This window comes from Selenomonadales bacterium, from assembly GCA_017442105.1.
Classification (GTDB): domain Bacteria; phylum Bacillota; class Negativicutes; order RGIG982; family RGIG982; genus RGIG982.
The window spans coordinates 14033-36875 of sequence record JAFSAX010000063.1; the positions used below are offsets into that span (position 1 = coordinate 14033).

8 protein-coding genes and 3 tRNA genes are annotated in these 22843 nt (G+C 51.2%); 4 read left to right on the plus strand and 7 right to left on the minus strand.

All coding sequences use genetic code 11. From position 1 onward, the window contains the following. The first annotated feature begins 4 nt into the window (after positions 1 to 4). From panB to IJN28_02700, 3 genes are read left to right on the plus strand one after another with little or no spacing between them, the layout of a single operon-like run. The gene (panB, locus tag IJN28_02690) at positions 5 to 799 is read left to right on the plus strand and encodes a 3-methyl-2-oxobutanoate hydroxymethyltransferase (protein MBQ6712682.1); all 795 of its coding nucleotides are present in this window, start codon (positions 5 to 7) and stop codon (positions 797 to 799) included. A gap of 12 nt (positions 800 to 811) precedes the next feature. Further along, positions 812 to 1669 carry a pantoate--beta-alanine ligase gene (locus IJN28_02695; GenBank protein ID MBQ6712683.1) on the plus strand — a complete coding sequence of 286 codons (858 nt, stop codon included), beginning with the start codon at positions 812 to 814 and terminating at the stop codon, positions 1667 to 1669. Continuing rightward, complete coding sequence (locus tag IJN28_02700) at positions 1660 to 2043, plus strand: aspartate 1-decarboxylase (protein ID MBQ6712684.1); 384 nt, start codon at positions 1660 to 1662, stop codon at positions 2041 to 2043. Before IJN28_02695 ends, IJN28_02700 begins: the two co-directional genes overlap by 10 nt. 61 nt (positions 2044 to 2104) lie before the next feature. Here the strand turns inward: IJN28_02700 and IJN28_02705 are convergent, their stop codons facing one another. Then, entirely contained in the window at positions 2105 to 2731 is a 627-nt protein-coding gene (locus IJN28_02705) for a hypothetical protein (GenBank protein MBQ6712685.1), read from the minus strand. A gap of 387 nt (positions 2732 to 3118) precedes the next feature. Between IJN28_02705 and lexA the strand changes: the two genes are divergently transcribed. After that, positions 3119 to 3736 carry a repressor LexA gene (gene lexA, locus IJN28_02710; GenBank protein MBQ6712686.1) on the plus strand — a complete coding sequence of 206 codons (618 nt, stop codon included), beginning with the start codon at positions 3119 to 3121 and terminating at the stop codon, positions 3734 to 3736. A gap of 56 nt (positions 3737 to 3792) precedes the next feature. Here lexA and IJN28_02715 read toward each other — a convergent pair whose 3' ends face one another. The 6 genes from IJN28_02715 to IJN28_02740 all read right to left on the minus strand — a co-directional run bounded on the left by IJN28_02715 (position 3793) and on the right by IJN28_02740 (position 22843). Next, on the minus strand, positions 3793 to 4239 hold the full coding sequence (locus IJN28_02715; protein ID MBQ6712687.1) for a hypothetical protein: 447 nt from the start codon (positions 4237 to 4239) through the stop codon (positions 3793 to 3795). 49 nt (positions 4240 to 4288) lie between these two features. Further along, positions 4289 to 20476, minus strand: a complete 16188-nt coding sequence (locus IJN28_02720; protein MBQ6712688.1) for a leukotoxin LktA family filamentous adhesin — start codon at positions 20474 to 20476, stop codon at positions 4289 to 4291. A gap of 15 nt (positions 20477 to 20491) precedes the next feature. Then, a complete protein-coding gene (locus IJN28_02725; GenBank protein MBQ6712689.1) occupies positions 20492 to 22123 on the minus strand; it encodes a ShlB/FhaC/HecB family hemolysin secretion/activation protein in 1632 nt (543 codons plus the stop codon). A 216-nt stretch (positions 22124 to 22339) separates the two neighbouring features. Continuing rightward, positions 22340 to 22413 (minus strand) — tRNA-Gly (locus tag IJN28_02730). 94 nt (positions 22414 to 22507) lie between these two features. After that, positions 22508 to 22583 (minus strand) — tRNA-Val (locus tag IJN28_02735). Between the two features lie 185 nt (positions 22584 to 22768). Continuing rightward, positions 22769 to 22843: transfer RNA gene (locus IJN28_02740), tRNA-Glu, on the minus strand.

Genomic DNA, 22843 nt, shown 5'->3' on the forward strand with positions numbered 1-22843 from the left:
AAAAATGAGCGGGACTCCCATCACGATGCTGACAGCCTACGATTACTCGATGGCAAAATTGCTCGATGAAAACGAGATCGATATGCTCCTCGTCGGTGATTCGCTCGGCAATGTGATGCTCGGCTACGAGTCCACCTTGCCCGTCACGATGGAGGACATGATCCATCATACAAAGATCGTTGCACGCGGTGCCCGTCATGCCATGGTCGTCGCCGATATGCCGTTCTTGTCGTACCAAGTATCGATCGAAGAAGCGGTAAGAAACGCAGGCCGACTGATGAAAGAGGGCAGAGCCCACGCCGTCAAACTTGAAGGCGGCAGTGAGATGGCAGATACCGTACGCGCCATCTGCCGCGCAGGCATTCCCGTCGTCGGTCATATCGGACTGACACCGCAATCGATCCACCAACTGGGTGGATTCAAAGTACAAGGCAAAGAATCATCTGCCGCCCAAAAACTCCTCGATGATGCCAAAGCACTCGAAGAAGCGGGCGCGTTCGTCATCGTGCTCGAATGTGTCCCGTCCAAGCTCGCTGCCAAAGTGACTGCTTCTCTGACAAAAGCCGCGACCATCGGCATCGGCGCGGGATCAGACTGTGACGGACAAGTACTCGTCATCAACGACTTACTCGGTATGAACAAAGATTTCAAACCCAAATTCGTCAAACGGTTCGCCGATCTTCACACACTCATCTCTTCCGCCGTCCAAGACTACAAACGAGAAGTCGAAACACGCTCCTTCCCTGCTCCCGAACACGGTTTTGCCATCGCAGACGATGTGCTCGAAAAGTTGTACTGAGGAGGTTCTGATATGCATCTATTCCATACGATACAAGACGTACGTGACTATGTCCGTACCCAAAAATCCCTCGGCAAATCGATCGCACTCGTTCCGACGATGGGCGCACTCCACGAAGGCCACCTGACGCTCGTACGCACCGCGAAAAACCAATGTGACATCGTCATTGTCAGCGTATTCGTCAACCCGACACAGTTCGGTCCGAACGAAGATTACGACGCGTATCCGCGCACGCTCGAAGCAGACTGCATGAACGCAGAAAAAGCAGGCGCATCGGCCATATTCGCACCGAGCCCGGCCGAGATGTACCCCGACGGCTTCGCTACGACCGTAAACGTCAGCGGCATCACCGACCTCCTCTGCGGCGCACAGCGACCGGGACACTTCGCGGGTGTCGCACTCGTCGTGACGAAGCTCTTTAACATTATTCAGCCCGACCGCGCTTTCTTCGGACAAAAAGATGCCCAACAAGTCCTCGTCATCCGTCGATTCACACATGACCTCAACATCCCTGTCGAGATCATCTCCGTCCCGATCGTCCGCGACGAAAACGGTCTTGCGCTCTCCTCGCGCAACCAATACCTCTCTGCAAAAGAAAAGTCGGCCGCACTCGTCCTCTCGCGTAGTCTTAAGGCAGCAGAAGAAGCCGTCCGCCAGGGTGAAGTACGTACAAACGTCCTCACCGACCTCGTCGTTCGTACCATCGAAGCTGAACCACTCGCCACGATTGACTACGTCCATATCTATGCATATCCGTCACTTGACGTGACAGACACCATCGAGCCGAGCGCACTTCTCGCACTCGCCGTTCGTATCGGCACCACACGTCTTATTGACAACACTATCTTGGAGGTATCCACATGTTCGTAGAAGCACTCAAATCCAAAATTCATTGCGCCACCGTCACCGAAGCCAACCTCAACTACATGGGCAGTATCACCATAGACGAAAACCTCCTCGATGCATCAGGAATACGCCCCCACGAAAAAGTACAGATCGTCAACAACAATAACGGTGCACGGTTCGAAACGTACGTCATTCGCGGACAGCGCGGCAGCGGTACGATATGCCTCAACGGCGCGGCCGCCCGCCTCGTCCAACCGAACGACATCGTCATCATCATCTGCTATGCACAGATGACACCCGAAGAGCTCGATGCTCACGAACCGACCATCATCATGGTTGACAGCCAAAACCATATCAAAGAAATTCGCGGACGCGAGCATCACAGCGAAACCGCCTGAAAATCAAAAAGCCGATACACAGCACTCGTCTGTCTATCGGCTTTTTGATTTCTGTATACAATTACTCGTTCTCCTTTTCCGTACGACGCACCATATTGATCTCACGATTATCCATGAACCGATGCGCAAACTTCGGCGGCATCAGATACAACTCCGTACGTACCACCGCCCGCACCGTCTGTCCTTTCTTCGGCGAATGGCCGACGATAAGCTTCGCACAGACAGGGCGCACCTCTTTCGGCGCACGCTGTACACCTTCGAGATATTCCTCAAGAGAGAGCAGACGATTGCCGAACATACGGCGGTAGAATCGGTCGCCCTTCTTCTGCAAAAAATGCTCGATGCGGTACTGACCGTCCGACACCTCACGGATCGCGATCGTAAGCACATCGTACTTCTGCGCAAGCGCCGCCGAATACAGCATCGTACCGTCTTCGTTCGGATTCTTGTCGACCGCACCTTCGCCCATGCGGCTCTCCACCACGATGAGAAGATACGGCTGACCCTTGATACGCATCAAAAAATCAGGATACCGCTTCGTTGAAAGCTCGGGCGGTATCACCGAGAGAAGCGCATTTATGCGGCTGTCGGCAGACCTGCCTTCATCTACGCTGATATCCTCACTCCGATAATAGCCGTGCTTTTTGAGAAGCTCGCGCACCAAATCAACACTATTCGGTCTGTCCATCGTCTGTCCCTCCCTTCTAAACAATCTTCTTACATACTAATGGAGCAAACAAAAAAAGTCAACCAAGGAAACAAAAACGGGCGCAAAAGTCCCCTTCTGCGCCCGTCATCAAAAGTCTGTATCGCGTGATATCGCTCGCTTATTGTGCAATGCCTGCCAAGATCAAGTGACAGCCAAACAAAAAGCTCAAAATTCCGATCTCAATAAAATCAGCCATCTATCTCTACCTCCAATTTGGTTCGACTGTTGCAACGTCTGTTGATTCTTAATCACACCCTTAGTATAATCCGTTGTTGATTATTTGTCAACATATTTTTTAATTTTGTTGATTTTAAATCATTCTCGTGATATGATAAAGACAACAACAACAAAAAGGGAGGTCCCGTTATGCCTCTTTGTCAAATGATCCGCCAATTACGCGAACAGCTCGGACTGTCGCAAGACGAGCTTGCCAAACGTCTCGGATACAAGTCCCGTTCTACGATCGCGAAGATAGAATCGGGCAGTAATGATATTCCGCAATCGAAGATAGCCGCCTTTGCCGCAGCACTCGAAACGACGCCTGCGCGCTTGTTGGGCTTGGAGCAACCCGCCGAGCGACACGCACCGCACACGACAGCATACACCAAGCGCGTCCCGCTTCTCGGCACGATCGCGGCAGGCTGTCCGCTGTTTGCCGAAGAGAACATCGAAGAATATATTGAACTTAGTGACAGCATCAAGGCAGACTTCTGCCTGCGCGTACAAGGCGACAGTATGATAAACGCACGCATCTACGACGGAGATATCGTCTTCATCCGCAAACAGCCCGATGTAAAAGACGGTGAGATCGCCGCTGTCCTCGTTGACGATTCGGCAACCTTGAAGCGCGTCTACAAGGAAACGGGCGCGATCCGCCTCCATTCGGAAAATCCGAAATATCGCCCGATGGTATTCACGGCAGACAACTGTGACTCCATCCGTATCCTCGGCAAAGCCGTTGCGTTCCAGGGCACGATCTGCTGACAATACGCACGCCGTATCCGCATACAAAAAGGACGTACCAAAAGGTACGTCCTTTTTTATTTGTTTTCATTCGCCGTCCAGACGGCTCGCATCACGCTCGGATACTCGTCTGTAATATGTTTAACGAGTACGTCCAGCATCGTATAGACCGTGTCGGCACGAAATGCTTCTGTTGTCGAAATAAGGCATACATCGAGATAGATGTCGCCATTTTCGGCAAGATAGTATTTAAGCGACTTATACGAACGGTTGCGCGCATTGCAGAACTGCTCGAGCCTGTCTGTATTGCCTTTTCGAGAGGCACCGGCTGCGACCTGCACGCGGATCACGGTATAGATACTGTCGTCTAAGATGACGGCTGTCGGCAGGTTCTGTCCGCAAGCTTCTATCCGCGAACGAAAGACTGTCGTATGAAATTTGTCGTGCATTTCTTCCTCTCGGAAACAGCCGATCTTGTGTTTGTCGAGAAACTTTTGAAATATCTTTGCTTTTTGATTCATCATTATGATCCTTTTGCCCGCCCGACGATCACCGAGCGGGCTTTTTATTTTGTCAGATCGTTCCTTCTATCACGATATCATCTTCGTCGGCGATCGGCGGAAGATTCTCTTGCCAATGACTGTCGTCGATAAGGAGATAACGCATGAACGGCGCATAAACATCAGCACTCCGCAAATTTTCAGCATCGAGATGATACAAGCTATTTTCTCTCGCGAGATCGAGCCGCATCATATCGACACCGCTCATGCTCTGACGATAGACGTCGTACCAGTCGTCCCCATTCAGATAGACGGCATCAGTAAAGATCGTCTTCGGTGCAAAGAACGCAAGAGATGTCCATTTACCAAGATCCGCACTGTCATGCCAAAGCTGGATGTTCGACTGATCGAGCCACGGTGCTATGCCGTAAAGTGTCACGCTCGTGCTGTTTGTGCTGAAGTATCCGACTTTGCCGATGCGCAGTTTCGGCAGGTAGAATCGTTCCGTATCGACATGCATGCGAACGATATCTCCATACAGTTCAGGTATCATTACACCGTTTTTTGTAATGATATGGTTGATATTGAGGTAATCAAACGGCATATCCTTATCAGGCGACTGCGCCGAAATGACGAGCATATTGTCGCGATCTTCACGTTGCTTGATGGTGTCGATGTTCGTTTTACTGCTCGTGATATCGACACGTTTGCCTGTTGTTACCGTATCAGCGTTGAGCTTTTTGTCACTGTTTTCAACGGTGAAAATAACATTTTCGCCATCAATGGTATAGACAGTCACATCGCCGTCCCCTGCGCCGACCGATGCATCTTGTTTCGCATAGACTGCCGCGAGATCAACATCGCCCTTCGCTGTATAGATGGATACGCTGTCATTGAGCGATTGTACTATATCGCTGCTTGTGATATCGCCCTCTTCTGCGACTGTCATTGTAACCAGATCATCAGCCGTAATACGATTTGCATTGATCGCACCGACCACCGTCTGAACCGTCGCGCTCTCCTCTGAAACAAGCTCATTGATGGTGATATCGCCCGTCGTCGTACCGACCGATACATCACCCGTCGAGGTAAGGCTATTGATACCGATATCGCCTTGTACCTGCGCCGCAATATTCGTTGTACCCGCTATGTCAGCTGTATCTACCGTGATATCGCCTGTTGTAGTCGTGATATCTGCATTACCTGCTACATCGGCGGTATCGACTGTGATATCGCCTGTATCAGTCGCAATTTCTGCATTGCCGTTTGCTGTCAGGTCGTCCGCTTCGATATCGCCTGTTTCGGTCGTCAAACCAACGTTGTTACCGCTAAGTGTACCGATATCAATACTGCCTGTTTGTGTTCCTATGGTCGCATTACCTTCTACATCAGCTGTATCTACCGTGATATCGCCTGTATCTGCTTCAATGGTCGCATCACGATCTGCATCAAGGTTCGCAATATCAATATTGCCTTCTGCCGTACCGACCGATACATCACCCGTCGAGGTAAGGTTTTCAATGTCAATATTGCCTTCTGCCGTATTGACTGCTGCTTCACCTGTTGAGGTAAGATTACCGACAGCAATATTACCTGTTTGCGTACTGATTTTCACATCAGCACCGTTCACCGCAGACATAACTGTGATTTCGCCTGTATCTGTCTGCATCGTTACGGTTCCTGTCGTTGCCGTAACGGTACCTGTTCCCATAATATCGCCTTGTGTATGTGTTTGGATCGTCACATCGCTATCTGCTGTTATGTTTTTATCGTTAAGGTAGATATCGCCATTGGTATTATCCAACACGATATTGCTTCCTGTACCGATTGCCGAGAGCGACGATTGAAGCGCAAGAATACCGTCTGTATTGGTTACGGTGATATTGCCTTCATTTTCTTCTGCTGCCAGATACAGGTCTCCCGTATTGTTTACACGGATGTCGCCTTTTTCATTGTCAAGGTAAAGTCCTTCGATATTGTTCACGCCGCCAAGATCGATACCGTCCTTTGCCCCTACTACAACATCTTCACCGTTGATCGTATGTTCTGCGGATTGTATCACATGACCTTCTGCAACCAGGCCGATAGCATTTCCTTCGATCATACCATCGGTCAATGTGATATCTTTTTCCGATTGCAGATATACCGAATATCCGCTTGTTGCGGATACACCTGTCGCTGTGATGGTACCGATCGTTTCGATACGGCTGTCGCTCATTACTTCAACAGCATATTCGGCCGTCATGTTTCCAAGTGTGATCGTGCTGTCTGCGACACCTTTTTCTGCCTGTGCGTCGATATAGATATTGTCGGCCGTCGCATTGACGGACTTGCCTCCTGCCAATACCCACAATCCGAGTTCTTCCGTACCGATGTCACCGCCCGCATTGAGCGTAAGATCTCCGCGAACATTGATATAACCGAGATCATGTTCCGGCGAGAAGATATCCTGCTGCGAAGATATGACGGCATCGCCTGCCGCATAGACGGCAGAAATAGCAAGATCATCTCCGACCTGTGCGATATACAGGTCGCCTTCACTGCGCGCCGTCAGTTCTCCGCCGGCTTTGAGGACGATCGGACTGCCAGCTGTGCCGATACCTGCTTCGCCGCCTTCCAAGATGATATCTTCACCTTGAATATGGAGCGCACTGTTATCCGATCCACGCAGTGCTCTTTCGCCGAAAATGCGCACATCGCCTGTTTGGCTTGCTATACGATCAACGGTCAATGTCGAGTAGCGTGTATCGCTTGCGTTTTCTGCACTCGTTTCACGACCTGCCAAGAGAATATCGCCTTTGGCATCGACGGATACGTTGCCCGATGCGGCAATGCCAAGCGGTACTTTGCTGTTGATGACCGCAACGTTATAATGCGTTGTTCCATCTTCGGCTACATACGGATCATCGTTTCCTTCATACCATTGAATATCACTGTTTTCGGCACCGGCAAGTGTTCTCAATGCATCTATGTCTGCACTAAGCCCTTTGAGCTTGACGATCTCAACAGTATCTTCATTGATACCGACGCTGCCATTCGGTGATGACAAGGTGATGTTTTTACCCGTGATATTGGCTTTTTTATCTTGATGTGTTGCACCTGTTTTGTTGATGACAGTTTCATGTATCGCATAGAGAAGCTGTTCTTCCGTCCAGTCATAGTCCTTTTCGGTAAGTGTTTTGGTCAACTCATGGTATACAGTGCCTTCTGTTTGCGCCGCCAAAAAGTCATCTGCCGAAGCATATCCGTCGAACTTCGCTGCAAGCATTTGATAGGTTTCGCTTTTTGCTTCGCTCGGATTCTGTTCGTAGTATGTTTTTTGCTCTGCATAGTACGCATATGCATTGGCAATACCTTCCCGATATTTTTGTGCATCTTGCTGACGTTTTTGCGTGAATGCGCCTTCGCCTTCGATCAGGCCGAGATCACGCCATTTTTGGATGCGTGCAGTCGCTTCGTTGTCGTCGACAGTGTCTTCTGCCGTAAGTGCATCGATGAAAGAGCCTTCTTTTGCAGTAAGCGTCACATCACCTTGCTCGGATACGATCGTGCCGATACGCATATCACCGTCATCTTGCGTAAGCGTTATATTGCCTTTTGCAGTTGCGTTGATACTTGCCGACATACTGTCTGTGACAAACGGCGTTTGTCCGCCGTGTACGATAAGGTCGACCGCACCGCCGCTCGTGAGATCAATACGATCGCCGCTGACGATGCTGCTGCCGTTTAAGCTCGTGATATCGCCTGTCGCCGACAAGCTGATATTGCCTTGACCTGTCGTTACGCTGCTAACAGCCATATCACCGTTGATCGCGGCATCAATGTCGCCCACTGTCGTTTTTAGCAGCGTTTCTACCGAATCATTGCTTTTCGCCAAAGCGTCGATCCCTTGGATGCCTGTTTGAGCATTCATATTAAGGTGATTGCCGACCAATGTCGCACCGCTCTCTTGCGTGATCGCACCGCCCGATGTGACGTTGAGCCAAGAATCGTTGTTCGTATTGATGATCGTTCCGCCGAGAGTGACATCTTGTGCGCCTTGGATATTGATCGATTGCTGACCTTCTCCTTTGATGAACCGAATCCCGATATCATGGTCGGCTTTGATGCTGTGCTGATATGTCTGCGACGAGCCTGTCGTGACAGTCCATCGATAGTGCGTCGTTTTGTACCAGCCGAGGAATCCGCTTGTCGATTTCCACGATTCTACTTCAGAGCGTTCGTTCGATTTTACATCATTGTCATAGATGATGTAATAATCTTTATATTTTCCTGTACCGAGAGCCTCATCTCCGCCCAAGTTGGTGATCTCATCAACAACGTCGATATAGGCACCTTGCGATTTGTTTCCGCTGCCTGATGTCGTGTCGGTCGGACTATTCGTTTCTTCGTAGTTTTCCAGTTCTTCCGTTACATCGGCACCGCCCAAGCCCCACCAATCTTCCGTGGACTCTTTGTGATACGTCTTTTTCTCCGTCGTTTCCGTACCTGTCGTCCAGTTGTAACGGAGATCGTCCTTGACCTCATACTTCATGCCGGAATTGTAATCCGTCGCAGTAGAAGTACCGCCTCCGATCGGCGTTACCTTGACGGTGCTCGAGGTGATCTCTGTTTCTGTGCCTTTATTAAGATCGGTGATACGAATGAGGCCATCGACGTGGTCGTTGTCGATCTTGCCTATTTCAATCGTTTTGTTCGCGGTGCTGACAATGTCGATATTCGCTCCGCCGTCGAGTGCGATGATCTTGCCGTTGCCCGTCGAGGCAATTCGTCCCGTCAGATAGATCTTACCGCCGTTCGGTGTGATATCGTCTACGATGATCTTGTCATTTCTCGGATCATAGTATGCTTGCACTTCATACATGTAAGTGCCGTCACTTCGGAGAACGGCACGATTGCCGTCGTTGAGTTTATAGACTTTTTGTCCGTTGATATAGGCGACTTTTGCATCATCGTTGTAGTTGATGTTCGCGATGGCATTATCGTCGATCGTGACTTGATATTTGCTGAATCCGCTCTGGATCGTTCCGTTGATATTGATATCGGAAGCGTTGATATAGACCTCGCCGCCGACGACCCAGCTGCCGTCTTGCTTTTTCGCCTCGGTGTCCGAGAACGAATCTTCGAGCATACCGTGTTTGTCTTTTTCCAACCCGTTCGTATCCAAAACATCCTTTGCCGCAGTCTGGTTTTCGTTCGCTATACCTGCGTACAACGACTGAGGATCACCGCCGATATGAACGATACCGTCTGTATATCCTTGTGCAACAGCACCCGTTGCCGACAGCGACACGACTTTCGCTTCGATCCCCGCACCGTCGCCGACTGTATCTCCTTGAATAATGATGTCGCCCGCTTCGTTCGTGATCGTGACACTTCCGAGCATATTGCTTACCGAACCGCTTACTTCGACCGTCTTGATCGGAGTCCACGCATGTATATCACTGTTATTATGGCTTGCGGACGTGATGCTCAATTTGCCGATATTCGTACTGAGAACATTGATCGTTGCTTCATGCCCTGTCGGGTCATCTGTTTCGAGCGTACCAAACCCAACATTCTTATTTTGATCGCGGTTTATTTTTTTGATCGCTTCATTATCGTTATCAGCAATACTTTGTCCGTTATATAAGAGTTCTCCGCCAACCTCGCCGATCGTCAGATCATTCAGTTTCAAATATGCCGAAGACTCGTTTGTAATATTGATCTGCGGCGCACCTTGCGCTGTGAGCGCACCACTGCCGTACAGATTGTCGGCATTGACAGTAATATTACCGCCCGACGATACGATGTCGGGAAGTTCTATGACATGAATGAGATTGCCTGCTACTTTGACAGGATAATACATCGTCTGATTGCCGTCGGTTACAGCAACCAACAAGCCTGCTCTGTCCATCTGCGCCAAGATGCGTTCTTGTTCGGCTTTGTATCCCAGATATGCAGAAAGGTCTTGTTCGCTGCCGCTTTCTCCGTACTTGCCTTGGTATTCATTCATCAATGCCGTGACTTCCTGATAGCGATCAAAGAGCATATTGCCATAGTCCTTCGTGCTGACAACAGCACCTTCCATCGTTTCACCGTTGAGTGTGATGGTATAATCACTGTCACCGCCGCTTACAGCTTCGTTGCCCGGCGGTGCTACGATACCGCTGATGACTACGTTCTGTGTTTTGTTCGTGCCTGTTGTGAGCGATCCGTCAAGCTGTGCAAAATTATTCGAAACCTTGCTTTTCATTTCTTGGCCTTCGGACGTACCGACATACGATACTTCTTGATCGGTTCCGCCATAATACCATGCAAATCGTCCCGTCATCTCGCGGATCGATTCTTTGCCTGCATTGGCATGAATGTTGATATGGCGCACACTTTCACCTGTTGCACCGCTCGCTACGATGACTTGATTGTTTTGCTCGAGTTGATGGTCAAGCGACGGAACTGCAACAGGAATGGCAGATTTATTGTATGCTTCTGCCGACGTATCCATCGTGAGAGATGCTTGTTTCCCACTCGCATCCTTGCCTGCATACAGATTGATATCGTTCATGCTCTGCACGCTGCCGCTTACTGTGACCGTATTGTTTCTTGTCGTTTTCGTGTCTGTTTCGGCTTCGGCACCGCTGACTGCCGCCGCAGGGATATCTGCTTCACTCGTCGAGGTAATATCAAGCGTATCGGATGCCGCAAGCGTAATGTTGCTGCCTGTTCCGCCCGTCTTGGAAACGAGCGTTTTACCTTGACCGAGCGTTACGTTATCGGTCACGGTCGTTGTCGTATCGGCAATGGCGAATCCATCCCCGATGACCATACCGCATTCTACGACACTGCGGTTGGAAAGCTCTGCCTCGGTCAATGCTTCGTACGTCTGATATTTGTTTGTCGTGACGTTCGCATCGATCGCCACGTCTGCTTGTTTCGTCACGGTCATCGTGGCTACATTGCCTTGAATATTGACTGCACTGTAGTTGTCGCCTTCTGCCGCATACGTGTACGCATCACCCGTTTGGATGTCGTTTTTCGCAAGCACCTTGACATCATTGGCTGTGATATTACCGCCAAGTGCAACGCTTGTGTCACCTTTGATATCGTTTTTGGCAGTCGTTCCACTGAAGGTCGCCGCACCACCGCGAACCGCATCGGCATTGACATTGGAACGATCTGTTTGGACAGCTTCGATCTCGACCGATCCTGCGACGTTCCAGTTACCGCTTACATTGACATTCGCATCGTTGTCCATGTAGCTTTCGGCACGTGCCGCTTCGTCGGCAGACAAGATCCCGCCGCCGTCGGATTCTGCTCTGGCATCATTATCAGCCTTGCTGTCTGCTTTGACAGTCAGCGCCCCGACTGTACCGTTTCCCAATACATAGACAGAAGTCGTATTGTCAGTCGTGCTCGTTGCGGCATTGTTGCCTGTTGCAACGCCGATACCGATATTGAGGTTTTCGATGTCAGACTCGGCTTTTGTCTTGGTCGCACCGACAACAGTCAGCTTGGTCGTATCCTTATACGTACTGTTTCCGACGATCACGTTCGCTTGCGCTTCGACCTCTGCCTCGCTCGTACTTCCGCTCGCCGCAATGGCACTTCCGTTTACCGAAACAACGTCTGCTTTGGCAGTCGTTTCATTTCCTGTACCGACAGCACTTTCCAATAAGACGTTGTCTGCGAGAAGCTCGTTGCCGTCCGATACCGTAAGATTCGTACTTGTCATCGCACGAGCAGTCGCTTCACTGACCTGTATCGCCAAGATGCCGTAAGCATCGTTATCGACGATCGCATTGACACGCGGAACAGCAGTCGCTTTGGCTTCGATCTTCTTACCGCCGATCTGATTTTTATCAAGCGTAACATTGACACTGCCTTTATCGCTTGCAGTACTGCTAAGACCGACACCATCGACGAGGCCGACTGCTCCGCCTTCGATCTCGGCATTGACTTGGTTATCTTTTTTCGCTTCGATCACAGTCGCAGCGTTCGCTTTGTCTTTGTTCAGCTTGCTGTTTTTCGCCGTTACATAAACATCACTGTCATTGTGCGCATCGGCTGCAAGCGCACCGACTGCGACCGCACCGCCTTGTACACCGAACGATTCGGCTGTCATGCTCGTATCGTCTGTACCGCGAAGTATTACCTTATTGCCCGACATCGTCGCATCAGACACATTTACCGCAATATTACCGTCAACATCAATATCGCTGACAGCCGCACCGATCGTTGCCGCGGCGACCGAGCCTTGCCATGATGTGACATGGATATCCTTGCCGACCATATTGCCTGCTGTCGCCAAAACGTCGATCGAGTCAGCCGTAACAGAAGTCTGATCGGTCACGTTTGTCATGACGTTATGATGCAGATCCAATGCTCCGACTGTCGCAAGGATCGTACCGACACCTGCCGCGACCGTACCGTTTTCGGCTTTGAATGCTTCCCGTACATCTGTCACGATATCGACATCGCCATTTGCCGTGATCGTTGTTTGACTTACGGTTGTCGATACGAGCGAATCGCCCGTGCCGAATCCTGCTTTTCCTTGTGCTTGGTTGGCTTTTTCTTTTTCTGTCTGCGACAGACCTTTCGTAAGGCCACCTATATTTTTGAGCGTTTCGTCGTTGGCAAAACCGATCAGATCTTTGACATCTACATCGCCGTCGATGACCATATTCGTATCGTCTATTTTTTTACCGATATTGGTTACCATGACATTGGCATTGATACCGCCGACACCGCCTGCACCGCCGCCGCTGACATGGTCGATATCGCGTTCTTCCTCTGCACCGATGGTGACATCGTCATTTGCTGTGATCGTCGCATGGTCTACCGTGACTGTCGTTTTGCTGTCGATCGTATTGACGGCAACACCTGCACCGACACCGCCTGCGCCTGCACCGACAGCGACGTTGTCCGCATCGATATCGACACTGTTGTTCGCTTTTACCGTCACATCAAAGCCGTCGAGTGTACTATCCTCTACCGTCGTTTCTACCGTATTGTTGATGTTGCTGACGATGACAGACCCTGCTACACCGCCGCCGACAACACCGACACCCGTCGATACAAAACAGCTGTTGACCGCAGTCCGATTGCTTGCTTCGACAGTATGATCGCCTGTGGTGCTGATTGTGCTGTTTTTGATAAGAGTACGCGTCTGAGAATCGTCTGTCATAACGCCGATCGCCGCACCGACACCTGCACCGATCGCCGCAGCCCCGACGCTGACATTGCCTGCGTTCGTTCTGCTGAGATGATCTGCTTTAACGGAGGATGTATCTGCTGTGATCGTCGCATCTTCCACGACAGCCTCTGTCACGCCGTCCATCGTCGTGACGGAAACAACAGCTCCGACTGCCGCACCTTCGATCGCACCTGCCGCGCCCACACCGAACGAGGAGATGCCTTGTTTGCTCTCTGCCGATACAGATACGTCATTTGCGTTGATCGTCATTTTGTTACTGCCGCTTGCTGTCTTATCTGTGATCGAAGCGCGCACCGTTCTGTCCAAAAGATTCGTATCGGATGCAGGTGCTATCCCTGCATTCATCGCGCCTGCCGCACCGCCGACAAGGCCTGTGCTGTTCGTATAATCATGTGCGCGAACCGTTACATCACTGTTTGCCAAAGCACCGCTCTTATTGATCGTCGAATGATCGACTGTCGCGATCGTAGAGCCTTCGATCGAATTGACATTGACCGTAGCTTCGACCGATGCCGTACCACTGCCTGCGGCTGTCAGCATGAACGAACGCAGATCGCGTGTCGCAGAGCTGTCTACGACAAGACCCTTATGCATCTTGGTGCTTCGTTTATTTTTCAAATTCTTCGTCGAATCGACCGAGTTCTCATTGGCGACCGTATCGACGATAGCATCGTCTGCCACATCGCTCTTCGTCGTGACAGTATGCATCGTATTGCCTTTTGCCGTGATCGTCGCATCGCTTACGCTTGCTTTCGAATCACCCGTCAGTAGATTGACACCGACCGAGGCACCGACTGCCGCCGTACCGCCGCCGCTCAATGTACCTGCGTAGTTGGAAATGATCTGGTCGTTTTCGGAGATGACACCGACACTGCCTTCTGCCGTAATATCGGCACCGCCCATGATCTCGGCAATGCTGTTATCTTCGAGAATATTAACTGCTATCGAGCCTGTGATGCCTGCCGTACCGCCGACACTGCCGCCGATGCCGACAGAGAAGATCGTCGGCTGAGATGTGCTCTTGACGACGATTCCGTTGACATTCTGTTTTCCGCCCGAAAGAATGGCAGACGCACTTTGCTGAATACGATTGACCGTTACACCTGCGCCGATCGCCGCCGTACCGCTTCCTGCGACGACTGATGCACTGCCGTCTATATCGGATGTATTGTCAGCCGTTACCGTCACGTTCGCACGCGATGCACCCGAAGCTTCTTTGTCGATATTCGTATTCGACATCGTTGCCGATACATTCTTATTGATGAGCGACGTTGCCGATGCGCCTTGTACGGCTACTTTTCCGCTGCCGCCGACACCGACTGCTGCCGTCGTGACATCGGCATCGTCATGCGCACCGACTGTGATGACCGTATCGTCCGCTTTCGTCGTGATATCGGTATCATCAAGACCTGCCGTCACATTCTGCGCGGCTTTTTCAGTCGTAAGAGCCGAACCGCCGATATCGTTATACGCGACCGCACCGCCGACTGCCGCCGTTTTGGACGCGCCGACACCACCCGCGACACCGACAAGATTCGTATCGTCGTTTGCTTCGACCTCTATTTTATTCGCATCGGTAACAGACGAACGGGTATTACCGCTCTTACCGATGATGGCTTGTGTATCGTTCGCACCGCGATTGATGGCGACCGTACCGTTTACCGCCGCCGTTTCCGTCGCCGCACTGACACCTACACCGACCCCTATGATATCGCCCGTATTAAGACCTTTCGCCGATACGGCGATACCGTTATCACCGCCATGAAGCACAGAGCCTGTGATATATGCACCTGTTATATTATCGATACCTTGATAAGCAAGCGTTGCCCCAAAGGCATTTTTGCCTGCCGAAACCTGCCCTGCTACATTGATAAGGAGTGCATCGTTATCTGCCAAAACATCGAGCGAATCAGCCGTAACTGTACTGCTGTCTACTGTTGCCGTAACCTCGTTTTCGACCTCATGCCAGCCGACCGAGCCTACAGCGCCAAAATTCTTCGAACCGCCACCGCCTGCCGCTGTGCCGACGAGAAGAGAATCGGCATCGGCTTTCACCGATACATTGTCCGCTGTAATATTACTGCCTGTGATGCTTGCCGTACGGTCGTTCGTGATCTCATCGATCGCTGCCGCACCTGCCACACCTGCGTTGCCGCTCGAGCCTGCGACAGCAACAGCCGCCGAGACGATAAGCGACCCGTCATCATCAAGAGTTCCGACTTCCTCGATCGAATCCGCATTGTCTTTCGTTTCCTTCCCATCGGCATCAAGACCGCGGTCTTCGATATATGTTTTCCACTCACTTGCCGATGCGAGCGTATCTTTCGCAATGACATCGACTTTACCTGCCGTAATAGTTGCCCCATCAATAAAGGCATTTACTTTGTTCTCCAGCTCATTGTAGACAGCCGCCCCTTCAAAAGCGAATCCTTTCTGCGAGCCTGCCTGTACGCCGACACCGAGCGCCGTACCGATCTGGCGCGTACCGATCATACTGCTGACCTGCATGTCTTTGATATTCGTATACGTACCGCCATGAATACCTGCTTCTACTTCATTTTCAAGCTCGGCAACTGTCACCGCACCGCCGACCGCCGAACCGAACTTACCGCTTGCGCCCGATACGGCAGATACGTTCACGCCGCCCGTTACTTGAAGATCACTGCTGTACGCCGAAGTCGTGACCGTCGTATCACCTGTCACCGTATCATTGTCCATGTGAGCATATGTGCGATCGTCTACATCGTTCACCGATACCGTTCCTGCCACGCTGACAGGTGTACCTGCCTGCGCGCCTGCCGAATGTACGACTGTCATGCCAAGACCTGCCGCCACGGTCGCCCCGTCAGACGATGCCACATTCGTGATCGTATCGGCATCTGTGATAGTCGAATCGGCGATCGTCGATTGCACCGCGCCTTCGATAAGGTTCACACCGACTGCGCCTGCCATACCGACCGATGTCTGCTTATGTTCGGCTTTTGTCGTCGTTTTCCACGAAATTCCCGCACTGCCGCTCCACGCACCGACAAAACCTTCATCTTTCGCCGAAACGGACAGACTGCTCCCTTGGTCTTCAGCATTTGTATTTGTATTTTTATGAAGCGTGATATTCGCACCATCAACGACGGCACCCGTATTTTTATCCATCATATTGACAGACGCACTGCCTGCTGCCGCAATACTGACCGACGGCGTAGCACTGCCGCTCTGATTCACCGTATTGTTGCCGCCGCCTTGGTCGGTCGTACCGCTGTTGAGCGAATTATTCACATTCGAGCCGAATTTATCATTGATCGCTCCGCCGATCTTGCCGTCGAGCGTATTGACTTTCCCCAGTGCCCAATTTTCTACGTTTTTGATCCCTTTCACCAGCTTCGTATTGTTGAACCAATTACCGAGCTTGTCAAAGATCCCGGGCTCACCGCTGTCATCCGATACCGCGATACCGCCCGCGACGCTGACAGCATTGATCGTGCCTTCGGTCAGAGCATTCGCGTGCAAACTGTTCGCCGTGATCGTCCCATCTATATCCGTCGCAGTCGAGCCGAGCAAAGATGCCGACTGCTGATTCGTCAGACCGCTTGCCGCACGTGCCGCCTGCATCGCTTGTGCAACGCTGTTTTTCCGTTTGACGGCAGATGTCGATTCGTCCGTTTCTTCTGTCTCTGTATAGTCTTTGTTATAGTCGGTATCGACGATACCTGCCATGTTGTTGACCGTATAATCCGTCAATGCCAAGCCGACACCGACACTGACATCACTGCCCATGCTGAATCCGCCCGCAACGTTCGTGACCGTTGTATCATTCAGCGCATCGAGCGTGATACTGCCGTCATTTACGCCTTCTTTCACAGCACCTGTCGTCGCTTCTCTCGCCGTGACAGATGCTTCATCATCGACAAAGACAAGACTGTTCGAATCGCCCATCATCAGATTGACCATACCGCTGATGCCGACAGAACCGCTGATGCCCGACTGCGTGACGACACCGACCTGCATGACATCGTTCTCTGCTTGAACATTCACCGCACTGCCCAAAAGCTGTGCGCCTTCTGCAATCATAACAACATCTTCCACGTCGAATCGCTGAAGCGAGAAGCTGCCGCCCAGACCGACATCACCGCCGGTACCGCCGGGAAGACCGCCCGTCACGTTGACCGATTCCGCATTGCCTTTCGCCGTAATATCGAGCTTGCCCTTTGCATCGATGACTGCATTTTTACCGATAAGGACATTGCCTGTATGCGATACGCTTGCCAGATTGACATTGCCTGCGATCGCGGTTTTGGCACCGCCTTGGTCGAACGATTTACCACCGGTCGTATTATTGACGGTGAAGTTGGAATAATTGTTCAGATCGGCAAACGAAGCCGCTTTGGCAAAGATATCAATAATAGCAATAGCGTCCATCATCTGAAAATACATACTCATCTCTTCGGCATCGAGTCGTACGGTATCCGCCGCTTGACCGAGCTGCATCGCCAGATCGAGAAACTCCGTATTTTCGAGATAGTCGGGGTCTTCTGCCGCTTTTTCATCGGCTTCTTTGAGCAATGCTTTCATCTCTGCCAGTTTTTCCTGATACTCCGACGACGAACCGAATGCCGCCTCGACTTTTTCGACTGCCCAGAGAAGCTCGCCGACCATCTTCGTCACGCGATTGTATTGCATCGTGTTCGACGCCGTCACCGCAATATCTCCGCCGTCGATCACCTTATGACTTGCTGTATCCTGCGCCTCGATAATGACATTCGCATCATTATCCATATCAGCCACAAGTACGCCTGCGCTGACGATCGCTTTATCCACCGATGTCTTGCCGTTGTTGTTCGTCGTTCCGACAGCAGACATCTTCGTATCGAGAATATTGTTGTTCGCCGCGAGCGATACCTTGCCGTCATGTATGCCCGGTGTCGTTCCGCGCGCAACGATGCTCGCATCATGTTTGACCGTAAGATTCGCTTTATTCATCTCTTCGACGACCGTGACCGATGCACCGATCGAAACTGCCTTACCGATTTCATCGGCAAAATTTTCCGTTGTCGGAGCATTGACTGCATTTTGTATTTTTTGCGGCAATTTGTTGACGATGGCAGGAAGCAGACTATTCGTAAGCGCATTGACCGTCTGAGACGATGCTGCGGCTTCACTCAGCTTCGACATCATCGCCGAACTGCCCATCTGATTGTTCGCAGTGATCGTATTGTCACTGACAGAATTGCCGGCCACGATGGAGATATCTTCGGCTTCTATCGCCGCACCGATCACGACATCGGCAGAGCTGTCATACGACGTTACGTTGACGGCTGTTGCACCGACTGCTCCGTTGCCGCCGCTTGCTTCTGCTTCGATATGTACTTGGTTTCTCGTGACTGCGCCGATATCGAGGTCACCGACGAGATTGTCCTCTGCCATCTTCGCTTGTTCGCCGATCGTTACATTCGCACGTGTATCGCCATTCGCAACGACGACTGCCACATCGGCGATCGATTCACTGCCGCTGATCGTCGTCGTTTTGGCTGCCGCTTTGGCTACCATCTGTGTTTCGGCATTTGCCTCGATCTTCGTATTGCCTTTCGACTTCAACGTACCGTCAATATTGACTGTCGCCTCATTATCCATCTCAACATACGATACTGCCGCACTCGGAACCACGTTCGTCCCTTTGATATTCGCGACCTTCAACATAGCTGTCGATGCCCCGACACTGCCCTGCACACGGCTGTTCGCTGTCACCGAAAGTACATCGATCGCTTTCCCTTCACTATCCGTACGCACCGAGTTCTTTGCCTCTATCACAGCAGGCGCACCGATATCGACCGAAGCTTTCCCACCGAGGACAGCATACGCCGCGTCCATATTGACCGTTACGGCACCGAGCGCGTTGATGCCGATCATCTTGACTAAACAGTCCGTATCGATATAGCTGTTGTCGGCATCCGCACGAATGGTAACATTCTGTCCGCTGACAGTACCTTCCGCGACATTGACCTTCGCCACGCTCTGCGCGATCTGATATGCCGCCGCCTCATTCGTGCCGAATTCGTTCGGCTCATCAAACTTGCCTGCATAAAATTCCTGACCATTCGCCGATGTCGCCGTGATCGACACATCGCCTGCCGCTTCGATCGTACCCTTGCTCGTTACCGACGCTTCTATCGTATTGTTATCCGCCGTTTCATTACCGGCTCCCGTAATGCCGAGGATCGTCTGTGTAAAATCTTCATCCTTTTTATTGCGCACATCAGAATACGCCGCCAGCACAATATCACCGCTGTCCGTCATCGTCGCCATCAAGTTTTGGCTGCCGTCGAACACCGTATTGTCTGTCGTGCCTGCATTGACGAGATCGGTAAAGTCGATATTACCCGTCTTGAGCTGTGCCGCAGAGTCAACATTGACAGAAGCCGCCTTCATACCGATACCGTTCGGCGCAAAGACCTTCCCCTTGACCATGATCTCGCCCGACGGACTGAGCGGGATATTCATCTCTGCCATCTTCGCCTGCTCCGCACCGAACGCATCTGCATCCATCTTCCACGCACCGTCTTTAATAAACTTCTCATAATAGCCTTCCGACGGCGTGAGAAGTGTCAGCGAGCCTGCGTTGATGACACCGCCCGCACCGACAGCTACACCCTCTCGGCTTAAGAAGAACAGATTGCCGCCTATCGTATTGTTTTGGATCGCATTGACCGTACCGTTCACATCTATCTTGCTGTCAACAAAATTGAACAGATTCAGCTTGCTGTTATCTGCCTGCGTCCCGAAATAGAGATTGGCGATCTCGTTTGCACCAAGGCCGAACTGACTGAACCAGTTGACCGCACTGTTGCCGAAATGTTTATGTGACTCTACCGTGTAGATATTGTTCTGTTTATTGACTGTCGTGATAGCATTATCGCCCGAAACAACATCAGCCGATGCCACCATCGGAGAGAAGAACGTACACGTCGTTGCCGCCGCGATCGAACGTATCAAGAGATCTCTGCGCGCACGATCCTTCTGTGCAAGACGCTCTCTTTTCTTCTCGCTCTGTTTTGCCCCTTTACCGTATAACGTCATAGTACGACCTCCTCCCTAGAAACGATAATTCGCCGTCGCATGGACGCGCACCGCATCGATGCGTTCGCCGTTATAATCTCGCTCGAGCGGTACACCGACCAAAAGTGTCGCACTTGCCGTCGGCGCGAACTTCCACGTATAGCCGCCGCCTACACTTGCCATCGCATGATCGTCATATTGATTGTGTCCGAGCACGATACCGCCGTCCGCGAACCATACCCATTCACTGCGATGCGTATCGGGCACACGATATTCGAGATTCAGTGACAGACCGCTGTCTGCGCTGAGATAGTTCTCCTCATACCCGCGTACGCTGTACACACCGCCGATATAAAACTGCTCTGCCGATGCGAGATAATGATTAAGCGCCGCCTGCCCGTAAAGACGCATCGTAAATAAACTTCTGTCCCGGTTCAGCTTCTGATACATCGCCGTCAGAAGATATCTGCCAGACGTTTTTTCTCGCGACTCGATATTCTCCCACTCGCTGACCGAATAGCTGTGACTGTGATAAAGGATACTGTTTTTGCCGTAATCGGTAAACGACACCGCACCCGTCACGCTCGTAATGGAATCATCTACCCACGCATACTGCATAAAATTCGTCTTGGAATCCTGATGACCGATCGCAAGCGAGGCTTCTGCTTTATGATTCTTCGTCACCTTGATCGGCATCGTATACGTCAATGCCATCGCCGAAGAATGACCTCTGACATCAAGCGGTGCCAGCTCGCCGTTCTTCGTATGGACGCTGTTCGCCGCAAACGACACGTCGATGCGCTGACCGTTCGTTCCGACAGGAAGTCCGTACCGCACCGAAGCGCTCTTCACACCGTCCGAAAAGAGCGTCCCGACTTGCAGACTGTCGCGCTTCCCCGTCATGCTGGCGTTATAGAAGCTAAGACCGCCGCGCCACTCGCCGCTCGACTCCGCACCTGCGTTATCGGTAAACAGATTCCACACCTCTCGCTCAGGCTCGAATGCGAAGATCTCATAATCGGTCGTCCCTTCGCGATGACCTGCCTTCAGGCGCACACGAAGCTGTACATCATTCGTCCCGTTAAAATGCACCACATCATCACTAAGCTCTGTCATACTTACGACCTTGCCCTCTTCGAGCGGCAATCTGTCCGTAATATACGATCCATCCGTCGATTCGTTGCCCGTGATCGTTACGAATCCCGTCTTGCCTTCAAGAAGCGATATCTTTACCACACCGCCTTTGATCGTCTGCGGTGCGATACCTGCACGACAAACGACATAGCCTTTCTGTTCGTAAAGCGCATTGATCTCATCGACCAGACGGTACAGCTTCTTGAGCGTAACAGACGTATGCAGATACGGCTTCTTCAGCGCATCAAGCTCCTCTGCCGTCAGCACCGTCGATTCATCGAACACGATATCCGTCAACACGAACGTAATATCGCTCTGCGTTGCCTCTGCACCATCAGGCGCGACCTGCTCGACCATATCGCCACGGTCACGCATCAACTCTTCTTCCATCTGACGTTCAATCTGTTGTCGTTCAAAAAATGTGCGGTCTTGATTCAACTGCACACCCGCATCGGGCGATGCCCATACTGCACCCTCCGACAAGATCATCATCGCACCAAGTCCGATTCCCATAAGAGCTAATCTCTTCTTCATCATCTATTGCTCCTTTACGCTTCCGAAAAGCATTATTTTTATTATTGTTATTATTACTTATAATCAATAAATTCAAGGAATGTCTACTAACCCATGTTCTCATTATATCTTGAAAAAATCACCATTTCAACCAATTTTACAGAAAATTTCGGCGATGCAAAACCGCTTTTTTACATAAAAAAAGACCCTGCGAAAACGCAAGGTCGTATCATCATATGGAGCGGGCAAGGAGAATCGAACTCCCATATTCAGCTTGGGAAGCTGATGTTCTACCACTAAACTATGCCCGCAACTGTTATTTTATTATACACCATTCGCGCTGTCGTCACAAGGCGAACGATGGCAAAGAAATAAAAAAGACCTGCGCTAACAGGTCTTGATTTCTGGTGGGCGATGACAGGATCGAACTGCCGACATTCTGCTTGTAAGGCAGACGCTCTCCCAGCTGAGCTAATCGCCCTTTGCGTGCCGATCCCGCTTTGTACCTCGCTCCGCTTTGCATGCCGTAGCTTTTGCTGCGAAATCCGGTGAACATTCGGTTTCAGCTCAAAGATGATCGTTCCTTGTTTCGCTTCGCGTCCCGAAGGTACGCTTTTACGAAGGAAGATCGTATATCCAATCGGAGCAAGCTCCGTATTTGGCAAATGGTGACGCGTATGGGATTCGAACCCATGTAGCCGCCGTGAAAGGGCGGTGTCTTAACCGCTTGACCAACGCGCC

Excerpts from the sequence above, each read along its gene's own strand:
- panB (MBQ6712682.1), top strand. The coding sequence starts at position 5 with ATGAGCGGGACTCCCATCACGATGCTGACAGCCTACGATTACTCGATG.
- IJN28_02695 (MBQ6712683.1), top strand. The coding sequence starts at position 812 with ATGCATCTATTCCATACGATACAAGACGTACGTGACTATGTCCGTACC.
- IJN28_02700 (MBQ6712684.1), top strand. The coding sequence starts at position 1,660 with ATGTTCGTAGAAGCACTCAAATCCAAAATTCATTGCGCCACCGTCACC.
- IJN28_02705 (MBQ6712685.1), bottom strand. The coding sequence starts at position 2,731 with ATGGACAGACCGAATAGTGTTGATTTGGTGCGCGAGCTTCTCAAAAAG.
- lexA (MBQ6712686.1), top strand. The coding sequence starts at position 3,119 with ATGCCTCTTTGTCAAATGATCCGCCAATTACGCGAACAGCTCGGACTG.
- IJN28_02715 (MBQ6712687.1), bottom strand. The coding sequence starts at position 4,239 with ATGATGAATCAAAAAGCAAAGATATTTCAAAAGTTTCTCGACAAACAC.
- IJN28_02720 (MBQ6712688.1), bottom strand. The coding sequence starts at position 20,476 with ATGACGTTATACGGTAAAGGGGCAAAACAGAGCGAGAAGAAAAGAGAG.
- IJN28_02725 (MBQ6712689.1), bottom strand. The coding sequence starts at position 22,123 with ATGAAGAAGAGATTAGCTCTTATGGGAATCGGACTTGGTGCGATGATG.